Annotated in this window: 16 protein-coding genes and 9 pseudogenes; 24 read left to right on the top strand and 1 reads right to left on the bottom strand. The window is 34.0% G+C overall.

What is annotated here, in order from left to right; genetic code table 11:
• Positions 1-202 precede the first annotated feature (202 nt).
• From AC1RYN_RS09070 to AC1RYN_RS09150, 17 genes and pseudogenes are all read left to right on the top strand, one after another.
• Positions 203-768 (top strand): annotated as a pseudogene (locus AC1RYN_RS09070) (GTP-binding protein); the annotation flags it as partial.
• 228 nt (positions 769-996) lie between these two features.
• A complete protein-coding gene (locus tag AC1RYN_RS09075) occupies positions 997-1,215 on the top strand; it encodes a GTP-binding protein (RefSeq protein WP_481806728.1) in 219 nt (72 codons plus the stop codon).
• A gap of 65 nt (positions 1,216-1,280) precedes the next feature.
• Entirely contained in the window at positions 1,281-1,523 is a 243-nt protein-coding gene (locus tag AC1RYN_RS09080) for a hypothetical protein (protein ID WP_481806714.1), read from the top strand.
• 76 nt (positions 1,524-1,599) lie between these two features.
• Positions 1,600-1,860, top strand: a complete 261-nt coding sequence (locus tag AC1RYN_RS09085) for a hypothetical protein (RefSeq protein ID WP_481806715.1) — start codon at positions 1,600-1,602, stop codon at positions 1,858-1,860.
• A 49-nt stretch (positions 1,861-1,909) separates the two neighbouring features.
• On the top strand, positions 1,910-2,041 hold the full coding sequence (locus tag AC1RYN_RS09090) for a hypothetical protein (protein ID WP_481806716.1): 132 nt from the start codon (positions 1,910-1,912) through the stop codon (positions 2,039-2,041).
• A complete protein-coding gene (locus AC1RYN_RS09095) occupies positions 2,019-2,330 on the top strand; it encodes an FAD-dependent oxidoreductase (protein WP_481806717.1) in 312 nt (103 codons plus the stop codon). Before AC1RYN_RS09090 ends, AC1RYN_RS09095 begins: the two co-directional genes overlap by 23 nt.
• A gap of 195 nt (positions 2,331-2,525) precedes the next feature.
• A pseudogene (locus AC1RYN_RS09100) lies at positions 2,526-4,803 on the top strand (TonB-dependent receptor).
• 273 nt (positions 4,804-5,076) lie between these two features.
• Positions 5,077-5,541: a thioredoxin family protein gene (locus AC1RYN_RS09105; protein WP_481806718.1), complete on the top strand. Its 465-nt coding sequence runs from the start codon at positions 5,077-5,079 to the stop codon at positions 5,539-5,541.
• 205 nt (positions 5,542-5,746) lie between these two features.
• Positions 5,747-6,660, top strand: a pseudogene (locus AC1RYN_RS09110) (lycopene cyclase family protein).
• Positions 6,661-6,707: 47 nt separating this feature from the next.
• Positions 6,708-6,857, top strand: coding sequence for a hypothetical protein (locus AC1RYN_RS09115; protein ID WP_481806719.1), 150 nt, complete (start codon positions 6,708-6,710; stop codon positions 6,855-6,857).
• A 16-nt stretch (positions 6,858-6,873) separates the two neighbouring features.
• The gene (locus AC1RYN_RS09120; protein ID WP_481806720.1) at positions 6,874-7,425 is read left to right on the top strand and encodes a tetratricopeptide repeat protein; all 552 of its coding nucleotides are present in this window, start codon (positions 6,874-6,876) and stop codon (positions 7,423-7,425) included.
• A gap of 11 nt (positions 7,426-7,436) precedes the next feature.
• Positions 7,437-7,535 carry a hypothetical protein gene (locus AC1RYN_RS09125; RefSeq protein WP_481806729.1) on the top strand — a complete coding sequence of 33 codons (99 nt, stop codon included), beginning with the start codon at positions 7,437-7,439 and terminating at the stop codon, positions 7,533-7,535.
• Complete coding sequence (locus tag AC1RYN_RS09130) at positions 7,529-7,669, top strand: hypothetical protein (protein WP_481806721.1); 141 nt, start codon at positions 7,529-7,531, stop codon at positions 7,667-7,669. Before AC1RYN_RS09125 ends, AC1RYN_RS09130 begins: the two co-directional genes overlap by 7 nt.
• Positions 7,670-7,768: 99 nt before the next feature.
• A pseudogene (locus AC1RYN_RS09135) lies at positions 7,769-8,183 on the top strand (BrxA/BrxB family bacilliredoxin).
• 247 nt (positions 8,184-8,430) lie between these two features.
• Positions 8,431-9,793 (top strand): annotated as a pseudogene (gene trhO, locus AC1RYN_RS09140) (oxygen-dependent tRNA uridine(34) hydroxylase TrhO).
• A 6-nt stretch (positions 9,794-9,799) separates the two neighbouring features.
• The gene (locus AC1RYN_RS09145) at positions 9,800-11,041 is read left to right on the top strand and encodes a peptidase U32 family protein (RefSeq protein ID WP_481806722.1); all 1,242 of its coding nucleotides are present in this window, start codon (positions 9,800-9,802) and stop codon (positions 11,039-11,041) included.
• Positions 11,041-11,271 carry a ferredoxin gene (locus AC1RYN_RS09150; RefSeq protein WP_481806723.1) on the top strand — a complete coding sequence of 77 codons (231 nt, stop codon included), beginning with the start codon at positions 11,041-11,043 and terminating at the stop codon, positions 11,269-11,271. Before AC1RYN_RS09145 ends, AC1RYN_RS09150 begins: the two co-directional genes overlap by 1 nt.
• Positions 11,272-11,327: 56 nt before the next feature.
• On the opposite strand, the gene AC1RYN_RS09155 is transcribed toward AC1RYN_RS09150, so the two are convergent.
• Complete coding sequence (locus AC1RYN_RS09155; protein WP_481806724.1) at positions 11,328-12,344, bottom strand: oxidoreductase; 1,017 nt, start codon at positions 12,342-12,344, stop codon at positions 11,328-11,330.
• A 481-nt stretch (positions 12,345-12,825) separates the two neighbouring features.
• On the opposite strand from AC1RYN_RS09155, the pseudogene AC1RYN_RS09160 reads away from it, so the two are divergent.
• From AC1RYN_RS09160 to AC1RYN_RS09190, 7 genes and pseudogenes are all read left to right on the top strand, one after another.
• Positions 12,826-14,146: pseudogene (locus tag AC1RYN_RS09160) on the top strand (PSP1 domain-containing protein).
• 12 nt (positions 14,147-14,158) lie between these two features.
• Complete coding sequence (locus tag AC1RYN_RS09165; RefSeq protein ID WP_481806725.1) at positions 14,159-14,608, top strand: gliding motility lipoprotein GldH; 450 nt, start codon at positions 14,159-14,161, stop codon at positions 14,606-14,608.
• A gap of 12 nt (positions 14,609-14,620) precedes the next feature.
• A pseudogene (locus AC1RYN_RS09170) lies at positions 14,621-16,925 on the top strand (penicillin-binding protein 1A).
• 406 nt (positions 16,926-17,331) lie between these two features.
• Positions 17,332-18,034 (top strand): annotated as a pseudogene (locus AC1RYN_RS09175) (CoA transferase subunit A).
• 82 nt (positions 18,035-18,116) lie between these two features.
• A pseudogene (locus AC1RYN_RS09180) lies at positions 18,117-18,772 on the top strand (CoA transferase subunit B).
• A gap of 646 nt (positions 18,773-19,418) precedes the next feature.
• Positions 19,419-19,715, top strand: coding sequence for a hypothetical protein (locus AC1RYN_RS09185; RefSeq protein WP_481806726.1), 297 nt, complete (start codon positions 19,419-19,421; stop codon positions 19,713-19,715).
• Positions 19,670-21,483: M4 family metallopeptidase (locus AC1RYN_RS09190; protein WP_481806727.1), on the top strand; the 1,814-nt coding region annotated here is incomplete at its 3' end. The genes AC1RYN_RS09185 and AC1RYN_RS09190, both read left to right, overlap by 46 nt.

Consider the following 21,483-nt stretch of genomic DNA (forward strand, 5'->3'; position numbering starts at 1 on the left):
AGGCTTCTTTGCTGTTGTAAAAATAATAAAGAAATCTGATCTATTGATATGTAGTATTCTTATTCTCTCTTTAACGCTAGTTTTTATAAGTATCCTCATAATAAATAGCATTTGATATACACACCTATTTAATTTATATAGGAGGAATCGGAATGATAATCGGTCATTTTATAAACTACATAAGTCATAAAAAATCTCAACAATGAAAAAACTGCCTGTAACTGTATTAAGTGGATTCTTAGGAGCTGGAAAAACAACGTTACTAAACCATATCCTCCACAATAAAAAAGGATTAAAAGTCGCTGTAATAGTAAATGATATGAGCGAAATAAATATTGATGCACAACTCATAAAGAATGAGCATACATTATCCCGCACAGAAGAAAAGCTGGTTGAAATGACTAATGGCTGCATTTGTTGCACCTTGCGTGAAGATTTAATGATTGAAGTAGAAAAACTTGCAAAGGAAAATCGTTTTGACTATTTACTTATCGAAAGCATGGCATTAGTGAGCCTATTCCTGTTGCTCAAACTTTCACGTTTGTAAATGAGGATGAAAATATCGATTTATCCCGATTTAGCTATGTTGACACAATGGTTACCGTCGTAGATAGCTATAACTTTTTCAAGGACTTTGGTTCTGCAGAAACACTTGCAGACAGGAATGCATCTGATATTGACGACAACCGCACTATTGTTAATCTTTTGGTCGATCAGGTAGAATTTGCCAATGTAATTATTCTAAACAAAACCGATTTAATAAGCCCAGAGTCACTGGAAATACTTAAAGCTTCTATTCATAAATTAAATCCTGTTGCCAAGATACTTACTTCAGTTTTAGGAAAAGTAAATCCTGTTGAAATAATAAACACGAGGTTATTCAATTTTGAAGAAGCAGAAGCCTCAGCAGGATGGATTAGGGAATTAGAAGGAATTCATACACCCGAAACCAATGAATATGGAATAAGCTCATTTGTATTTCGTGACTCGAAACGATTGCATCCTCATCGTTTTTGGGATTTTATTAAATCTGATTTCCCTACAAATGTTATAAGAAGTAAAGGATTACTGTGGATGGCATCTCGCCCAGAACAAGCAATAAACTGGAGTCAGGCTGGCGGATCAATGAAGCCGAAAGGTGCTGGTGTTTGGTGGGCAAGTATGCCGCTTGGCGAACGCATGACGTTTGACAATTTTGTTGAATTTAGGATATAATCGAAGAACGCTGGACTGCCGATTTTGGTGACCGACTTAATGAGATTGTTTTTATAGGTCAAAAAATGAATGAAACCGAAATCTTGAAAGAACTTAAAAATTGTCTTTGTACTCCAGATGAAATTATAGATTTCCCAAAATGGCTTTTTTCCAGACAAAGATCCTTTCCCTATTCCAAAAGCATTTTCATAAACACTAAACATAAAATCATGCCAGACAATAATAAATATGATGTTATAACATTGGAGGAAGCTATGCAGGATTTTCTGCTGCTATGGCACTTGGGCGTTCCTTACGAAAAGTATTAATAATCGACAGCGGAAAACCTTGTAATCAACAAACTCCATATTCCATAATTTTATAACACACGATGGTAAAAAACCTTTGGATATAAATACTAAAGCAAAAAAACAAGTATTAAAATATCCAAGTATATCTTTCTTAAATGAAAAAGCAATTAAAGCATTAAAGACAGAAACAGATTTTGAGATAGAAACAGAAAAAGAAGGAACATTTACTGCCCGAAAAGTTACTTTTTACAACAGGACTAAAAGATATATTTCCAGAAATAAATGGGTTTGCAGAATGCTGGGGAATTTCAATATTACATTGCCCATATTGCCACGGATACGAGGTAAAAAATGAAAAAACCGGCATTATTGCAAACGGAACTATAGGATATGAGTTTATCAAAATGATTTCAAATTGGACAAAAGACTTAACCGTTTTTACAAACGGTAAAACAACCCTAACCGAAGAACAAACTGCAATCTTAAAAAAAAACAATGTAACTGTTGTAGAAAATGAAATTGACTATTTCAAATGAAGGTAAAATAATAAACATCGTTTTCAAGAACGGAACTAAAATCGCTGTAAAAGCAATTTATGCCAAACCACCTTTTGAACAACATTCCCTTTTACCACAAGAATTAGGCTGCGAAATAACAGAACAGGGCCTGATAAAGGTCGATACTTTCCAAAAAACTACTATTGCGGGCATTTATGCAGCAGGCGACAATAGCACATTGGTTCGTTCTCTTGCTCAGGCAGTTTCATCGGGATCTGTAGCTGGTGCTTTAATAAACAAAGAACTTATTGACGAAGATTTTGTTTAGATGCAATAAAAAAATAGCATTTTAAGAACTTTGTTTCTTATTAAATTCCAATTGTTTTGGTTTGCGATTGGAATAGTAAGCGGTTCATTCTTAATAATGAGCCGCTTTTTTTGATGCAGAAATGTATTTTTAGCCATCAAAATTTTGTTTGTCAAATATAATTTTTAGATTTGTCTAAAATATAATTTAAATAAAATGAAATATTTATTTACAATACTACTGTTTTCAATGCTTCAGGTCAGTTTTTCGCAAAATACCTCTTCAATTTCAGGAAAGGTATCTATCGAAAATCCAGAAACTCAACAAGCAAATGTTCAAATACTAAAAACTAATTATAAAACACAAACGGATAGTTTAGGCTATTACAAATTAGAAGCTATTCCGCTAGGCAATTATAAAATTCAAATTTCATCACTTGGTCAAAAAACAATAACTAAGAATATTGTTGTTAAAGAAAATGAGCCTTTGACTTTAGATTTTGAATTAACAAGTAATGAAAATGAGCTTAATGAAGTCGTAATTTCGGGAACATTAAAAGCCGTAAAGCGTTTAGAAAGTGCTGTTCCTGTAGAAGTTTACACACCAGTATTTTTTAAGAAAAACCCAACGGCTAATATTTATGAAGCTTTACAAAATGTAAATGGGGTACGACCTCAACTAAATTGTGGTGTTTGTAACACTGGAGACATTCATATAAATGGTCTCGAAGGCCCTTATACAGCAGTAATGATTGATGGAATGCCAATTGTGAGCAGTTTATCAACCGTTTATGGATTATCAGGAAATTCCGAATTGACTGGTTGAAAGAATAGAAATTGTAAAAGGCCCTGCATCTTCCTTATACGGTAGTGAGGCTGTTGGTGGATTGATAAATATTATAACAAAAAGTGCCAGCAATGCACCCGTTTTTTCTGCTGATGTTTTTACAACAAGTTGGCTGGAAACAAATGTAGATTTAGGAGTAAAATTCAATGTTGGAAAAAATGCAACAGCTTTACTGGGAGTTAATTATTTTAATTACAACCAAAAAATTGACAATGATAATGATGGTTTTACAGATGTCACGCTTCAGGATCGCGTATCAGTATTTCAAAAATGGACTTTTAAAAGGAAAGAAAATAGAATATTTACTCTCGCAGGACGTGGCATGTATGAAGACCGTTGGGGTGGTGATATGCGCTGGGAGAAAAAATATAGAGGTGGTGATGAAATTTATGGAGAAAGCGTTTATACCAAACGTGCCGAACTTATAGGAAGCTATCAATTACCAACAGATGAAAAATTGATATTCTCATTCTCAGGTAATGTACATTATCAAGACAGCCGCTACGGAACTACTTCTTACATTGCTAACCAAAAAATAGGTTTTGCCCAACTTACTTGGGATAAGAAAATTAAAAATAACGATTTGCTTGCCGGAATAGCATCACGTTACACTTATTACGATGACAATACAACATCTACAGAATTACAAGGGAAAAACAATCCAGACAAAACATGGTTACCTGGTATATTTATACAAGATGAAATAACATTCAACGAAAAACACAAAATACTCTTAGGTCTTAGATACGATTATAACTCTATCCATGGAAATATTATAACACCACGATTTGCCTATAAATTAAAATTCAATGATAACAATATCCTTCGATTTAACGCAGGAACAGGATATAGAGTCGTGAATTTATTTACAGAAGACCACGCCGCTTTAACTGGATCAAGAGAAGTTATCATTGCTAATAATCTAAATCCTGAAAAATCAATCAATGCTAACATAAATTACATCAAGAAAATATACTTTAACAGTGGAACATTTATTGGTATCGAAACTACTGCTTTTCATACTCGATTTAACAATAAAATAATAGCAGATTATGATACAGACCCAAACAAAATCATTTATGACAACATTGATGGGCATGCTGTAAGTCAGGGAATCAGCACAAACATTGATATAAACTTCAATAACGGATTAAAATTAATTGCTGGCGCAACGATCATGGATGTTTCAAATATTGAAAACGGAGTCCGTGAAAGACCATATTTAACAGAAAAGTTTACAGCAACTTGGAGTGCTTCGTATAAAATTAATCCAATTAATTTAGCAATTGATTATACTGGAAATTTATATAGCCCAATGAAATTACCTTTATTAGGCGATAACGATCCTAGAGACCCAAACTCTCCTTGGTATAGTTTACAAAATATTCAGTTTACCTATACAGGTTGGAAAAATTTTGAGTTATATGCAGGAATCAAAAACCTCCTTAACTTTACACCTAAACGAAATAACCCTTTCTTAATTTCAAGAACAAACGATCCTTTTGATAAAAATGTTGACTACGATGCAAACGGAAAAGTACTTGTAACACCAAGTAATCCATACGGAATGACATTTGACACTACTTATGTTTATGCTCCAAATCAAGGAATTCGTAGTTTCTTTGGATTACGATATAACCTGAGGTAAAAATAATTCATGCCATAGATTAAAGAAGTTGATCACGAAAAAGAAGGCTGATGATGCAGATTTACAAAAGCAAAGATGCGGATAAAACAGATTTTTTTATTGTTCTTAAATCGGTTTTAATCCGAGTTTTCGCCTTAGCGAATTCATTTTATCCGCATTCCTTTTAAGCCACAGATTATAAAAATTAAAAGAATTTCAAACCTTTGTGTACTTTGCGTAAATGTTTGTGTCCCTTGCGGTTAAATTATCGCTGACAAAAACAAAACAAAACAAATGAAAAAGCTGATTCTAATTATTTTCTTGATAGGGATTAACTCCAATGGATTTGCTCAACTACGCTCCTATTCGTTTGAACAAATAGACAGCTTACAGCAAATTCAAAAACGGAAAGTCATCATTTTTATCCATACCGATTGGTGCAAATATTGTCAGGCGATGAAAAATTCAACTTTTAAAAACAAAACAATAATAACTCAACTCAACTCCGAATTCTATTTTATTGATTTTCATGCAGAAGAAAAAAGAACAATCCGTTTCAATAATCAAACATTCATTTATAAATCAAACGGAAACTCAAGCGGAGCTAACGAATTAGCGATTCAGTTAGGCACCGTTAACAATCAACTAGCTTACCCAATCATTTGTGCTTTAAATCCCGAAAATGAAATCATATTCCAAGACACAAACTATCGCAATGCAAAAGACTTTGAAGTAATATTGGCAAAGCTGAAAGAATAAAAAATCAACCATGTAAGTCATATAAGTTCATTAAAATAAAGCCATTAAACTTGTTTTTAATTATATCGTTATAAAAAAATTTATTGAATAAACGCAACGAATTAAAATTACCTATTTTTGATAAAAATAGTACCACCAAAACATGAAGCATTTCGATTACATTTTTACAGGAACTGGTTTATCAGCAATGATGACGGTTTATAAGATGGTGCTATCTGAGAAGTTTATTGGAAAAACTATTTTATTAATTGATGAGGATTTAAAAAAAACCAATGACAGGACTTGGTGTTTTTGGCAAAAAGAGCCCTCAATTTGGGAAAGTGTCATTTCAAAAAAATGGGATACCGCATTATTTGCCAATGAAAGCTTTAAAAGAAATTTAGATTTAAGTCCTTATCAATACAATCAAATTCGTAGTTTAGACTTTTATAATTTTGTTTTTGAACTTATCAAGGAACAAAAGAATGTTACTTTTCTTAACGACAAAGTAACCGATATTAATGAACTCGACACACATGTTTTTGTAGCTACTTCGACTAATACATTTACCTGCAATCAACTTTTAAATAGCATTTATAACAAAGCATTAATCGAAAACCAACAACAATATCCTGTTTTACAACAGCATTTTATTGGGTGGTTCATCAAAAGCAAACAAAATCTTCTTAATCCAGAACAAGTTACATTCATGGATTTTTCGGTTGCACAAAAAACAACACACGCTTCATGTATGTTTTACCAACATCAAAAAAAGAAGCTTTAGTAGAATATACCTTATTTTCGCATACCCTTTTAGAAAAACAGGAATACGAATCAGAGATTAAAAACTATATTCATAATTTAGGCATTCAAGATTACGAGATAGTTGAGAAAGAAAAAGGAAGTATTCCGATGACCTGTTACCCCTTTTGGAAAAGAAATACTGAACGCGTACTGAACATTGGTACAGCAGGTGGATGGACAAAAGCAAGTACAGGGTACACATTCAGGAAATCAGATAAAAAATCGACCCAATTGGTTGCGTTTCTTCAAACTAAAATACCAAACCTTCGACACCAATTAAAATGTCCTCATTCCATAAAAAAGATAAGTTCTGGTTTTATGACCTGCTTTTACTAGACATCCTTGACAGGAATAACGAACTCGGAAGTCGCATTTTCTCAGATATGTTCCAAAAAGGAAATCCAGCATTAATTTTTAAATTCTTAGACGAAGAAACTAGCTTTGCAGAAGATGTTAAAGTTATTTTAAAGTGTCCTAAAACACCATTTATTAAAGCGTTATTTAGAGTGATTTTTCTTTCAAAGAAATTCTAACTCTAAACGATAACCATTGAAAAAAATTATTTTAGGTTGTAGCTTTTTAATTCCCTTTCTCACATTTGCACAAGTTCCCAAAAACAAGACGCAAGACGCAATTGTTAAACAATCTCTGGATAGTTGTGCTTATAAATACAATTATACATTCCAAATGCAAGAATGGCAAAGCTGTATTGATGAAGGTTTAAAAAAAGATAGTACAATAGCTTATTTATGGCAACAAAAAGCAATGCCGTATTTTAAATGCAAAAAGTACGAGATTGGAATGCCATTTTTAGACAAGGCTGTTTTATACGACAAACAAGGATGGCTTCCCTATAGAGGTTTTATGAAATGTATTTTTTCAAAATCATATAAAGAAGCAATCACAGACCTAAAAGAATGTATCAAGCTTTATGGAAATGGCTACATAATGGATCATACCTACAGTTTTTATATCGGACTTTGTTACTTACAATTGAACGAATACGACAAAGCGGAAAAGGTTTTTGATGATTATGTAAATGACATTTACAAAAACAGACAACAATTAAACACCCTACCGCTTACTTTTATCAAGCCATAGCAAAATATGAACTGCAAAAAAAGGATGAAGCAATTGCAATTTTTGATAAAGCATTAAAAATCTATCCACAATTTTCAGATGTAAAATATTATAAAGCAATTTGTTGGTAAAATTAGGAAAACCAAAAGAAGAAGTGGTTGCCTTAGTTGGGCTTGCAAGAGAAGATGCAGCAAAGGGATTTACTATTAATGAGGACAATACTGTTTACGAAACTTATCCATATCAAAAAAAATTTACCAAATAACAATTAAACTATAACAAAACTTTATAAAGGAATTAAAGTTCTTGTTTTTAAACTTTGTAACTTTGCAACTCGAAAAAGTTAAACTAAAAAATAAAAAATATGTATCCAGAAGAAATGGTAAAACCAATGCAAGCTGAATTAACAAAACATCTGCAGGTTTTCAAGATTTACATAGTGCAGCAGAAGTTGATAACGCAATCAAATCAGAAGGAACAACACTAGTAGTTGTAAATTCAGTATGTGGATGTGCAGCAAGAAACGCACGTCCAGGAGCAAAAATGAGCTAAGAAGGTGCTAAAAATCCGGATAATTTAATCACTGTTTTTGCAGGAGTTGATAAAGAAGCTGTTGATGCGGCTAGACAACATATGTTCCCTTTCCTCCATCTTCGCCAAGTATGGCATTATTCAAAAATGGAGAATTAGTTCATATGCTTGAGCGTCACCACATCGAAGGGCGCCCAGCTGAATTAATTGCAGAAAACCTAAAAGACGCTTTCAACGAGCACTGCTAGGATTAAGGTTCAAAATTACAAAAGCACTAAATTAATTTAGTGCTTTTTTGTTTTTAGCCTCATTGTTAGTCTACAGTTTATAGTCTCGGTTTAACAGTTTCTCAAAACCCTAGCTATTTAGGACCTCTTTATAAGTATCGAGTCTTTACTCTTTCATAACCTTTGCAACTCTGAGCCTTTGCAACTTCATAACTTTTTCCTTACCTTTGCACCTCAAAACATTTCTCAACTTAAAACTGTTTATAGCATGCAACTGTATAACACTTTGAGCGCAGAAGAAAGAGCCATCATGATTGATGATGCAGGTAAACAACGTCTTACGTTGTCTTTCTATGCGTATGCAAAAATTCAAGATCCCAAAAAATTTCGCGATGATTTATTTCTAGCCTGGAACGCACTCGATGCTTTAGGCCGAATCTACGTTGCCAACGAAGGAATAAACGCTCAAATGAGTATTCCGGAAGAAAATTTAGAAGCTTTTAGAGCAACTCTAGAAGTTTATGATTTTCATGAAAGGCATACGTTTAAAAATCGAAGCTGTAGAACATGACGATCACTCATTTTTAAAATTAACCATCAAAGTCCGTGATAAAATTGTTGCTGACGGTTTAAACGACGATACTTTTGATGTTACAAACATAGGCGTTCACTTAAAAGCCAAAGAATTTAACGACATCCTCGAAGATCCAAATACAATTGTTGTTGATTTTAGAAATCACTATGAAAGTGAAGTCGGTCATTTTAAAGGTGCCATAACTCCAGATGTTGAAACTTTTAGAGAAAGCTTACCGATAATTAACGAGCAACTTCAAAATCATAAAGAAGATAAAAACCTAGTAATGTACTGCACAGGTGGAATTCGTTGTGAGAAAGCAAGTGCTTACTTTAAACATCAAGGTTTTAAGAATGTATATCAGCTAGAAGGTGGAATCATTAATTACAAAAAACAACTTGAAGAAGAAGGTTTAGAAAGTAAGTTCATTGGTAAAAACTTTGTATTTGATAATCGTCTAGGCGAAAGAATCACAGATGATATTATTTCACAATGTCATCAATGCGGAAAACCTTGTGACAATCATACCAATTGTGAGAATGACGGATGCCATTTATTATTTATCCAATGTGATGAATGTAAATCGGCAATGGAAAACTGCTGTTCTACAGAATGCCTTGAAGTTATACATATGCCCTTGGTAGATCAGGTAAGAATGAGAACTGGAAAACAAGTTGGGAACAAAGTGTTTAGAAAAGGAAAATCAGAAAATTTAAAATTCAAACATTCTGGTGAACTGCCAGATACAGCTTTGGCAGCTGCTGAGAAACCAGTAGATATTCGCCAGAAAATAAAAGTAAAAAAAGTACTTCTTGGTAAAGCTGAACATTACTATGTAAAAGCACAAGTTGGTCTTTTTACTATCGAAAATCAAGAGTTAAACACTGGTGACACCATCTTAATCTCTGGACCAACTACAGGAAATCAGGAATTGGTTTTAGAAAAAATGATGGTTAACGACACTGCAAATACTACTGCTAAAAAAGGAGATAGAGTTACTTTTGAAGTTCCCTTTAGAATTAGATTGTCGGATAAAATCTATAAAATTTTAGACTAATCCATCATGACAATAAACGATACAATTGAACTTATGGCTCCCGCAGGGAGCTTTGAGTCACTTCAGGCTGCGCTTGATAATGGCGCTGATTCTATTTATTTTGGTGTAGAACAACTCAACATGAGAGCACGCTCAACTGTGAATTTCACTATGGATGATTTACAAGAAATCTCTAATCGTTGTGAATCTAAAAACGTACGAAGCTATCTTACTTTAAATACAATCATTTACGATCACGATTTATCGGTTGTAAAAACGCTATTGAACAAAGCCAAAGAAGCTAATATTACAGCGGTAATCGCATCTGACCAAGCCGTAATTGCAATGGCAAGAACAATTGGTATGGAAGTGCATATTTCGACACAGCTGAATGTGACCAATATTGAAACCATAAAATTCTATAGCTTATTTGCAGACACAATGGTTTTAAGCCGAGAATTGAGTCTACGTCAGGTAAAAAGTATTACGGATCAAATCGAGAAAGAACAAATAAAAGGTCCAAACGGAAATTTAGTTGAAATCGAAATTTTCGGACATGGCGCTTTATGCATGGCGGTTTCTGGAAAATGTTATTTGAGTTTACATTCAAATAACTCATCTGCAAACCGAGGTGCTTGCAAGCAAAACTGTCGTAAAAAATATACTGTCATAGACCAAGAAACAGGTTTTGAAATCGAAGTCGATAACGAATACCTGATGTCGCCTAAAGATTTATGCACACTGGATTTTCTTGATCAAGTAATCGATTCTGGAATTCAGGTTTTAAAAATAGAAGGACGTGGGCGTGCACCCGAATATGTGGCAACAGTAATAAAAACATATCGCGAAGCTATTGATGCTTACTACGATGGAACTTTTTCAAAAGAAAAAATTGCCATTTGGATGGAAGCCTTAAACACAGTTTACAATCGTGGTTTTTGGTCAGGATATTACCTAGGACAAGAATTAGGAGAATGGAGTGATATTCCAGGATCAGCGGCAACCCAAAAGAAAGTCTATGTAGGTAAAGGAACTCACTTCTTTCCAAAAGCAGAAGTTGGGCAATTTAAAATTGAAGCTTACGATATTAAAATTGGAGATAGAATTCTTGTAACTGGACCTAGTACAGGAGCTCAAGAAATGATAATCGACGAAATGTATGTAAATGACATTGTAGCCGATAAAGCTACAAAAGGAGACGATTGCACCTTCAAATTACCTTTCAGAATTAGAATCTCTGATAAATTATATAAAATCGTAGAGGCGTAATGGTTATTGTAACACTACAAAGAGACAAGTGCATTGGTTGTAACTATTGTGTAGAAATGGATCCTTTACATTTTCAGATGTCAAAAAAAGATGGAAAATCAGTATTGATACATTCAGTAAATGCAAAAGGATTTTTTACTCTAAAATCACCTAATCATGCCATTGTAGAAAGTTGCGAATTGGCAGCAAAAGCTTGTCCAGTAAAAATCATTACGGTAAAGGAAACCTAAAAGAAAGCCCTATTCGATTTGATATAGAATAGGGCTTTTCTTTTTTATAAGGCAAATTAGTGTCTGTTATCACAATTTATAAAAACATCCGGTAGATTTTTATCTAAGAATGAGATCCCTGGACAACCGAAGGAAACGTATACAAAACCAAAAACTACCTCAGGTTTATTCTTAAACAGTTTACCAGTCCATTGACTGACTTCTTTATCCTCACTATTACTGTTTAATTCTGCAAGCGAGCTACCCTCACTCTCATAGTAATACTTTTCACAAACAATCTTGTTTGTTTTTTCCTCTTTAACAATCAATCTTCTCAACAATACCGTTTCTTCATTTATATAATCTTGTAAAAAATATTCAAATCCGTTTGATTTATAACTATAAGCCGTTTTTTTACTTGCTGTTTTTATCAAATCATTATATTCCGGATTTACAGTTGCTGCAGGCACCTTAGCAATTGTTGTCTCTTTCCATTTTATGGCTTTCAATTGCTTCATTGCAAAAGGATTCTTTGAACCAATGCAAACCAAAGTATTCAAATAATAGGAGTCAAATCCTTTTAGTAATTTGGGATCTAGTCCAAATCCAATCATATAATCATGTTGTGAATAAGGCCAATCTGCCCCGTATACATTTATAGCAGCCACTACTTGTAGAAATTTCACAGAAAATGCATTGACAATATTAGTGGCGTAATCGTAAACATAAACACTATCTTTTTCTGATATTTTCATTTTAGATAGCATTCTGTTTTTATATGTCGAATTCAATACTAGATATTGAGCGTCTTTTTCTCCTAATTTTTTGACATCAGGGATAGCAAGAGAATCTTTATGTTCGCTTAATTGATATTTATCAGACAAGGATATTAGCGCAATAGTATCTTTTTCTCCAAAAATTGAATTAACATTATATATATCCAAATCAGATACTTTTTGTGTTTCCACAGCTACAACGCTAGTAAGAGTTGTGTCTTTTTTAACTGAATTTATGTTTTTTTGATCTAAAGGCTTTTTATTCGTACAACTAATAAAAAAAGGGATTGCGAATAAAACGTAAAATAATTTGTTCATGGGTTTTGTTCTAAATAATATAAAAAGATTGATAATTTTTGAAAGTATTGACAATGAGCTCAACAACATAATAATAATTTGCATTCCAGTAACTAATAACTCGTATCAATGAGGGATATTTTGTTTATTTAATCAACATTCGAGGTTAATATTTTAAGATAAAATCTACAAATACAACCCAAATATAAGTTTAAATAATTATTTAAGAATAATCACAATAGTTTTTTTGAGTAGAAAAATTATTCTCAAACAATAAGTTCTTTTAACTAAGATAAATAAATAACAACCGAATTTTCTTGATAAATCCAGTTTCATAATATCATAAAAACCATTAATTTTCTCTTAAACACGACTGTCTTTTGTATTTAACGTAGCATTAGTGTTAATCCATTAAAAAGCAAACTAAAAAAAATACTATCTTTACACATTAATCTTTTTTAAGAACTTAAGTTGCATTTATTGCGACACTACATATAAAATTATGGCATGTACAAGTTGTTCAACTTCTGATGGTGGCGCACCTAAGGGTTGTAAAAATAATGGGACTTGCGGCACCGATAGCTGCAATAAATTAACTGTTTTTGATTGGCTTTCTAATATGAGTTTACCTAACGGAGAAGCTCCTTTTGATTGTGTTGAAGTACGTTTTAAAAATGGTAGAAAAGAATTCTTTAGAAACGTAGATAAATTAACTTTAAGTATTGGAGATATTGTTGCAACTGTAGCATCTCCAGGACATGACATAGGAATTGTAACTCTTACAGGCGAATTGGTAAAAATTCAAATGAAGAAAAAAGGAGTTAATCCAGCGAGTAATGAAGTTCCTAAAATTTACCGCAAAAGCTTCGCAAAAAGACATCGACATTTGGTCGGCGGCTCGTGAAAGAGAGGAGCCTATGAAAGTTCGTGCACGTGAACTAGCGATTGCTCAAAAACTTGAAATGAAAATTTCAGATATTGAATTTCAAGGAGATGGCTCAAAAGCTACTTTTTATTATACCGCAAATGACAGAGTCGATTTTAGACTTTTAATTAAAGATTTCGCTAAAGAATTCAGTACCAGAGTCGAAATGAAACAAGTTGGTTTCCGTCAGGAAGCAGCTCGTTTAGGAGGTATTGGTTCATGCGGAAGAGAATTATGCTGTTCAACTTGGCTGACTGACTTTAGAAGTGTAAATACCTCAGCAGCTCGTTACCAACAACTATCGTTGAATCCACAAAAATTAGCGGGACAATGCGGAAAGTTAAAGTGTTGCTTAAATTACGAGCTAGACACTTATATGGATGCTCTTAAAGATTTTCCAGATTATGATACTAAATTAGTTACTGAAAAAGGTGATGCTATTTGCCAAAAACAGGATATTTTTAAAGGATTAATGTGGTTTGCTTATACAAACAACTTTGCAAATTGGCATGTTTTAAAAATAGATCAAGTAAAAGAGATTATCGCTGAAAATAAACTTAAAAATAGAGTTTCTTCTCTTGAAGATTTTGCAATTGAGGTTACTCAAGAGCCTGAAAAAGACTTCAATAACGCAATGGGTCAAGAAAGTTTAACTCGTTTTGACCAACCTAAAAGAAAGAAAAAACCAGCTAAAAAACGCAAAACTATTGGCGAAAATGCTGCTGTAGCTCCTGCAATTGCTCCCAACAATCAAGCACCAAAGAATCAAAATCCAAAAGGCAATAAACCAGCTGGAAACAATAATAACAATAAGCCAAACAATAATGCTGCGAACGATAAAAAACCAGCTGGCCCTAGAAAACCAATAATTATTACAAAAAATGAGAATAAAAAATAGCGCATTCTTCTTTTGGTGGCTATACTTCTTTTTTCATGCGACAAAAAAAGAGTATTTGATGAATACAAATCTGTTGGAGATGCTTGGCATAAAGACAGCATTGTAACCTTCGACTTACCCGAATTAGATTCGACCAAACGGTACAATTTGTTTGTAAATTTGAGAGATAACAACAATTTTCCCTTCAACAATATATTTTTAATTGTTGCTATCGAAACCCAAAGCGGATTTACAAAAGTAGATACTCTTGAATACCAAATGGCACATCCAGACGGAACTTTAATGGGGAACGGATTTACTGATATAAAAGAAAGCAAACTCTTTTATAAAGAGGATGTTAAGTTTAAAGGAAAATACAAAGTTCATATCAAACAAGCAGTTAGAGAATCAGGAAAAGTTCCTGGAGTACAACAACTTGACGGAATTACTGATGTAGGTTTTAGAATTGAAAAAAAAGATTAGATATAGATTTATATGGCTGCTAAAAAAAACAATCCAACAAAAATCGATAAAGACATAAATTATTACAAAAAGACCTTTTGGAAAATTTTTGGCTACGGTTTATTAGGTGTTATTACCTTTTTCTTATTTGCTTCATGGGGAATTTTTGGTTCTATGCCTTCTTTTGAAGACTTAGAAAATCCAGACTCTAATTTAGCTACCGAAATTATCTCCTCGGATGGAGTTGTTATTGGTAAATATTTCCAGACAAACAGATCACAATTAAAATATTCCGACTTACCTAAAAGTCTAGTCGAAGCACTTGTAGCTACCGAAGATGAGCGTTTTTACGAACATTCGGGTATTGACGGACGTGGAACTTTAAGAGCTATTGCCAGTTTAGGAACTAGTGGAGGCGCAAGTACGCTTACACAACAATTAGCCAAACAATTATTTCACGGAGAAGGATCTAAATTTTTACCTTTTAGAATTGTACAAAAAGTAAAAGAATGGATTATCGCCATTCGTTTGGAAAGACAATATACTAAAAATGAAATCATTGCAATGTACTGTAACGTATATGATTTTGGTAATTATTCCGTAGGAGTAAGTTCTGCTGCTCAAACCTATTTCTCTAAGGAACCAAAAGATTTAACCATGGACGAATCGGCAATATTAGTCGGAATGTTCAAGAATTCAGGTTTATACAATCCGGTAAGAAATCCGCAAGGAGTTAAAAACCGTCGTAATGTTGTGCTTTCGCAAATGGAAAAAGCGGGTATGATCACAAACGATCAAAAAAACAAGCTACAAGCACTTCCAATTTCATTGAAATTCAAGCTTGAAAGTCACCGTGAAGGAACTGCAACTTACTTTAGAGAATATTTACGTGACTACATGAAAAAATGGGTAGCCGAAAATAAAAAACCAGATGGTACTGAATATAACATTTACAAAGATGGCTTAAAAATATACACGACTATCGATTCCAGAATGCAATTGCATGCTGAAGAAGCTGTTGCTGCACATATGAAAAACTTACAAGAAGAGTTTTTCCAACAATCTGAAAACAAATAAAAATGCTCCTTTCGTTAATATTTCTGAAGCTGAAACGCAACGAATTATAAACCAGGCAATGAAGTCTTCATACCGTTGGACAGTAATGAAAGCTGCCGATAAAAGTGATGAAGAAATCATAAAGTCATTTAGCGAGAAAACAAAAATGACTGTGTTTACCTGGAAAGGTGAAAGAGACACAATCATGACTCCTCTGGATTCTATACGTTATTACAAACACTTTTTGCAAGCTGGTTTAATGGCAATGGAACCACAAACTGGTAGCATCAAAGCTTGGGTTGGTGGAATCAATTACAAATATTTCCAATACGACCACGTAGGTCAAGGCGCAAGACAAGTAGGTTCTACATTTAAACCGTTTGTTTATGCTGCAGCGATTGAACAATTAAAGATGTCTCCTTGTGACTCAATCTTAGATGGTCCATTTATGATTCATAAAGGACGTCATCACGTTACTGCTGACTGGGAACCAAGAACTTGGATAACAGATACCGCGGAATGGTTACTTTAAAACAAGGTTTAGCAAACTCTATCAATACGGTTTCGGCTAAATTAATTGACCGTGTTGGTCCAGAAGCTGTAGTTGAACTAGCACATAAATTGGGAGTAAAATCTCAAATTCCGGTACAACCTTCAATCGCATTAGGTGCTGTTGAAATTACTGTTGAAGACATGGTTGCTGCTTATAGCACATTTGCAAACCAAGGTGTTTATGTAAAACCACAGTTCTTAAACCGAATTGAAAATAAAAGTGGCGAAGTAATTTACGAGCCAATTCCAGAATCTCACGATGTACTGAATAAAAGATATCGCATTTGCTGTAATTAAACTTCTTCAAGGAGTTACCGAAAGTGGTTCGGGTTCACGACTACGTACTGAAGGTGGTGGTAGTGGTGATAAGCGTTGGACAGGATATCCATATATGTTCCGAAATCCAATTGCTGGTAAAACAGGAACAACACAAAACCAATCTGATGGTTGGTTTATGGGAATGGTTCCGAACTTAGTTACTGGTGTTTGGGTAGGCTGTGAAGATCGTTCGGCACGTTTCAAAAGTATTACTTACGGACAAGGTGCAACTGCTGCCTTACCTGTTTGGGGTTATTTCATGAAACTTTGTTACGCTGACCCTGCTTTACAAGTATCTAAATCTGATTTCGAAAGACCTGCAAATCTTCAAATAAAAGTAGATTGTTATTCTGCACCAAAAGTAAAAGACACAACAGATACAGAACAAAACACAGACGAATTCGAACTGTAGTTTAGTTTCACTTTTAAAATATCTAATATCCTTTTGTTACTTCTGATTTTTCGGAAGATGCAAAAGGATTTTTTTTTGGAACAAATTGATTGTAGATTAATCCAAGAAATAAAAGATTTACCGCAAAGGAGCGCGCTAAGGTTTACGCAAAGGGCACAAAGCCTAATCTATAAAATAACTTTGCGAACTTTGCGCTTAATTTCCTTGCCACAGATTACTCAGATTAAAAGGATTTAAAAAACTTTGCGAACCTTGCGTAAACCTTAGCGCCCTTTGCGGTTAATCACAATCGTTGTTAAATTATATCAGACAAATTACTTATAGATTTATTTTTTACGAAATCGTTATAATTTAATCTAAAATTGGTATTTTTATCAAAAATATACGTCAATACAAGACAAATAATATGATTAGTAAAAAAGTCAACTCAGTTCAGGAAGCAATTCAAGGAATCAAAAACGACATGACAATTATGTTTGGCGGATTTGGTTTATGTGGTATTCCAGAAAACACCATTGCCGAATTGGTAAAAACAGAAAACTCAGGTCTTACTTGCATCTCTAATAATGCAGGTGTCGATGATTTTGGTTTGGGATTATTATTGCAAAAAAAGCAAATCAAGAAAATGATTTCTTCTTATGTAGGTGAGAATGCCGAATTTGAACGCCAGATGCTTTCAGGAGAATTAGATGTAGAACTTATTCCGCAAGGAACATTAGCCGAACGTTGTCGTGCAGCACAAGCCGGAATTCCAGCTTTTTTCACGCCTGCAGGTTACGGAACCGAAGTTGCCGAAGGTAAAGAAGTTCGTGAGTTCAACGGAAAAATGCATATTATGGAACACGCCTTCAAAGCTGACTTCGCTATTGTAAAAGCATGGAAAGGCGACGAAGCTGGAAATCTTATCTTTAAAGGAACAGCCAAAAATTTCAATTCTTGTATGGCAGGTGCAGCAAAAACAACAATTGCCGAAGTAGAAGAACTAGTTCCAGTTGGTACATTAGATCCAAATCAAATTCATATTCCCGGAATCATGGTACAACGTATCTTTCAAGGAGAAAAATTTGAAAAAAAGGATTGAGCAACGCACAGTGAGACAGAGAAATTAGATAATGAGATAATTTGCCAATTAGATAATGCTTGAAACAATTATCTAATTATCAAATTTTCTAATTAACACATTAAAAAGATATGTTAACAAAAGAAGATATTGCAAAACGAATTGCACAAGAGCTTAAAGACCGTTATTTCGTGAATTTAGGTATCGGAATACCAACATTGGTAGCAAACTATATCCCTAAAGGAATTGACGTTGAATTTCAAAGCGAAAACGGCGTTCTGGGAATGGGACCTTTTCCTTTTGAAGGAGAAGAAGACGCTGATATTATTAATGCAGGAAAACAAACTATTACAACTCTTCCTGGAGCTAGTTTCTTTGATTCGGCTCTTAGTTTTGGAATGATTCGTAGCCAAAAAGTTGATTTAACTATACTTGGTGCTATGGAAGTTTCTGAAAACGGAGATATTGCCAACTGGAAAATCCCAGGTAAAATGGTAAAAGGAATGGGCGGAGCAATGGATTTAGTGGCTTCAGCCGAAAATATTATTGTTGCCATGATGCATGTAAACAAAGCTGGCGAATCTAAAATATTAAAAAAATGCAGCTTACCACTAACTGGTGTTGGTTGTGTAAGAAAGTTGTAACCGAATTAGCTGTTTTAGAAATAACTCCTAAAGGGTTTAAACTTTTAGAACGCGCACCCGGAGTTTCGGTAGAGCATATTATTGCTTCAACTGAAGCAAATTTGATAATTGAAGGTGATATTCCGGAGATGATTATCGATTAACGCTTCTTTTTAAATAATTCACACAAAAGGCTAACACTTAAAAAATGTTAGCCTTTTTCTGTTACAGCTTATTCTAACTAGCGGTCACACATATCTCACAACTAAATCAACATCAGCTAGTTAGGAAGTAAACAAAACACTACAAATCAATAATACAATAATAAAAACAGGTTTTTTCTGATGATTATTTTTAGTTTGTTAATATTTAATAATTATTTAACAACAATTGTTGCATTTTATCGATTATTGTAATTTATGTTAATTTATTTAACAAAATGTTTATATTTTTATAACAAATTAAAGTATTTACCTACACGCTTTAATTACTATACAAACTAATAATTAAATTAACATTAAACCCCAAATCGATTATGAAAAGTACATTACCCAAAATTGCCACAACAACCGCTGTTGTGCTCACATTCTCCTTATCAGCGTTTGCACAAATAACGGATAAACGTGTAAGCCAAAAAAATGTATCCGAAAACGGACAACCAGCCTAATTACCTTTAGTGATAAATCGACCTACAAAGGTTCTGATTCTCAAAAGGTATTTCAGGATCAATTAGGTTTAAAGGAAAATCAATCTTTTGCAAGAGTCAAAACTGAGTCTGATCCACAAGGTTACACACACGAAAAATTTCAATTGTACGAACAAGGTATTAAAGTAGAGTTTGCCAACTACACCTTACATTCCAAAGATGGAAAACTTGTCTCTATGAATGGTGAGTATTACAACATCGAAAAAGTAAAAACTACGCCAAAACTATCTGCTCAGATGCTCTTAATAGAGCAATTAGCTATACTGGTGCTCAACAATACCTTTGGGAAAATCCGCAAGATGCCAAAGCGATTGGTTATGAAAAACCAAAAGGCGAACTGGTATTTTTACCCGCAATGGAAGATCAAGGTACTAACAGAACTACAGACAAGGTTCGTTTAGCCTATAAATTTGACATTTACGCGACAAATCCGGTAAGCAGAGGGGATTTATACATCGATGCAGAAAACGGTCAAATATTGTTCTATAATGCAACTATAAAGCATCTTGGAGAACATGCTCATGGCAGCAAGTCAAAATCAGCTAATGCCGATGCAAAAAACCTAAAAGAAGATGTTGATTCTAAAATGGCTTTTGTTGCAGCAAATGCTGCTACACGTTATAGCGGAACACAAGTAATTCAAACTACTTTAAGCGGGTCTTCTTATATTCTGGCAGATGCTACAAGAGGTTTAGGTATAAACACGTATAATATGAAAAAAGGAACTAGTTATACGGCTGCTGTAAATTTTACAGATGCTGATAATAACTGGACAGCTGCTGAGTATGCAAATGCAAATAAAGACAATGGTGCACTTGATGCGCATTGGGGAGCCGAAAAAACGTATGACTATTGGTCGACAGTTCATGGCAGAAATAGTTTTAATAATGCAGGTGCAGTCATAAAAAGCTATGTACATTACAGTAATGCATACGATAATGCCTACTGGGATGGTAGCGTAATGACTTATGGTGACGGAAGCGGAACTTACTTTGATATCTTAACTGCTATAGATGTTGCAGGACACGAAATTGGTCATGCCGTTTGTACTTATACAGCAAACTTAGCTTACCAAAAAGAATCTGGTGCAATGAATGAAGCTTTCTCAGATATTTGGGGAGCATGTATTGAGTTTTACGCAGCACCTACAAAATCTGTTTGGTTAATTGGTGAAGATATTGAAAGAAGATCGGGTCATCTTGCTTTACGTTCTATGAGTAATCCTAAATCTGAAGGTCAGCCTGACACTTATGGCGGTACAAACTGGAAAGTTATTAATTGTGGAACTCCTACTCAATCCAATGATTATTGTGGTGTTCATACAAATTCTGGTGTACTAAACCATTGGTTTTATATCTTGTCTGTAGGTAAGACAGGAACAAACGATATAGGAAGTTCTTATAGTGTAACAGGAATTACAATTGATAAAGCTGCAAAAATCGCTTATCGTTTAGAGAGTGTATATTTAACTGCAAATTCTACTTTTGCAAATGCAAGAACATCAGGGATACAATCGGCTATTGACTTATACGGTGCTGGATCTGCAGAGGTTATTGCTACAACAAACGCATTTTATGCTGTAGGTGTTGGAGCTGCTTATTCAGGATCTACAGATACAGTTGCTCCAACTGCTCCAACTGCTCTTGCAGCTTCTGGTACAACTGGAACAACTACTAATTTATCATGGACTGCGGCAACAGATAATGTAGCTGTTACAGGATACGATATCTACCAAGGAGCAACTCTTAAAGGTTCATCTACAACTACAAGCTATACTGTAACTGGACTAACTGCCTTAACTGCTTATAGTTTTAGTGTAAAAGCCAAAGATGCTGCAGGAAATGTTTCGCCAGCAAGTAATACTGTAAATGTAACAACACTAGCCAATACTGTTACTTATTGTGCTTCACAAGGAAACAATACTGCCGACGAAAGAATTGGTAAGGTTGCATTTGGTACAATTAACAATACCTCAACAGGTACAGCTGGTTATGAAAACTTTACATCAATTTCAACCAATGTAGCTGCTGGAACTGCTTATACTATCACAATAACTCCTGCATGGACATCTACAACTTACAGTGAAGGTTATGCTGTAGGTGCTGCCTCCCTAACAACAGGAGCATGTATTAACCTTAACACGCAACCTAACGAAGTACAGGCAAAAGA

Source organism: Flavobacterium sp. TC780 (assembly GCF_056783245.1).

What these genes read in the sequence shown, in the direction of transcription:
- AC1RYN_RS09095 (WP_481806717.1), top strand. Translation starts at nt 2,019, where the DNA reads ATGAAATTGACTATTTCAAATGAAGGTAAAATAATAAACATCGTTTTC.
- AC1RYN_RS09080 (WP_481806714.1), top strand. Translation starts at nt 1,281, where the DNA reads ATGAATGAAACCGAAATCTTGAAAGAACTTAAAAATTGTCTTTGTACT.
- AC1RYN_RS09155 (WP_481806724.1), bottom strand. Translation starts at nt 12,344, where the DNA reads ATGAACAAATTATTTTACGTTTTATTCGCAATCCCTTTTTTTATTAGT.
- AC1RYN_RS09150 (WP_481806723.1), top strand. Translation starts at nt 11,041, where the DNA reads ATGGTTATTGTAACACTACAAAGAGACAAGTGCATTGGTTGTAACTAT.
- AC1RYN_RS09145 (WP_481806722.1), top strand. Translation starts at nt 9,800, where the DNA reads ATGACAATAAACGATACAATTGAACTTATGGCTCCCGCAGGGAGCTTT.
- AC1RYN_RS09105 (WP_481806718.1), top strand. Translation starts at nt 5,077, where the DNA reads ATGAAAAAGCTGATTCTAATTATTTTCTTGATAGGGATTAACTCCAAT.
- AC1RYN_RS09090 (WP_481806716.1), top strand. Translation starts at nt 1,910, where the DNA reads ATGATTTCAAATTGGACAAAAGACTTAACCGTTTTTACAAACGGTAAA.
- AC1RYN_RS09115 (WP_481806719.1), top strand. Translation starts at nt 6,708, where the DNA reads ATGTTCCAAAAAGGAAATCCAGCATTAATTTTTAAATTCTTAGACGAA.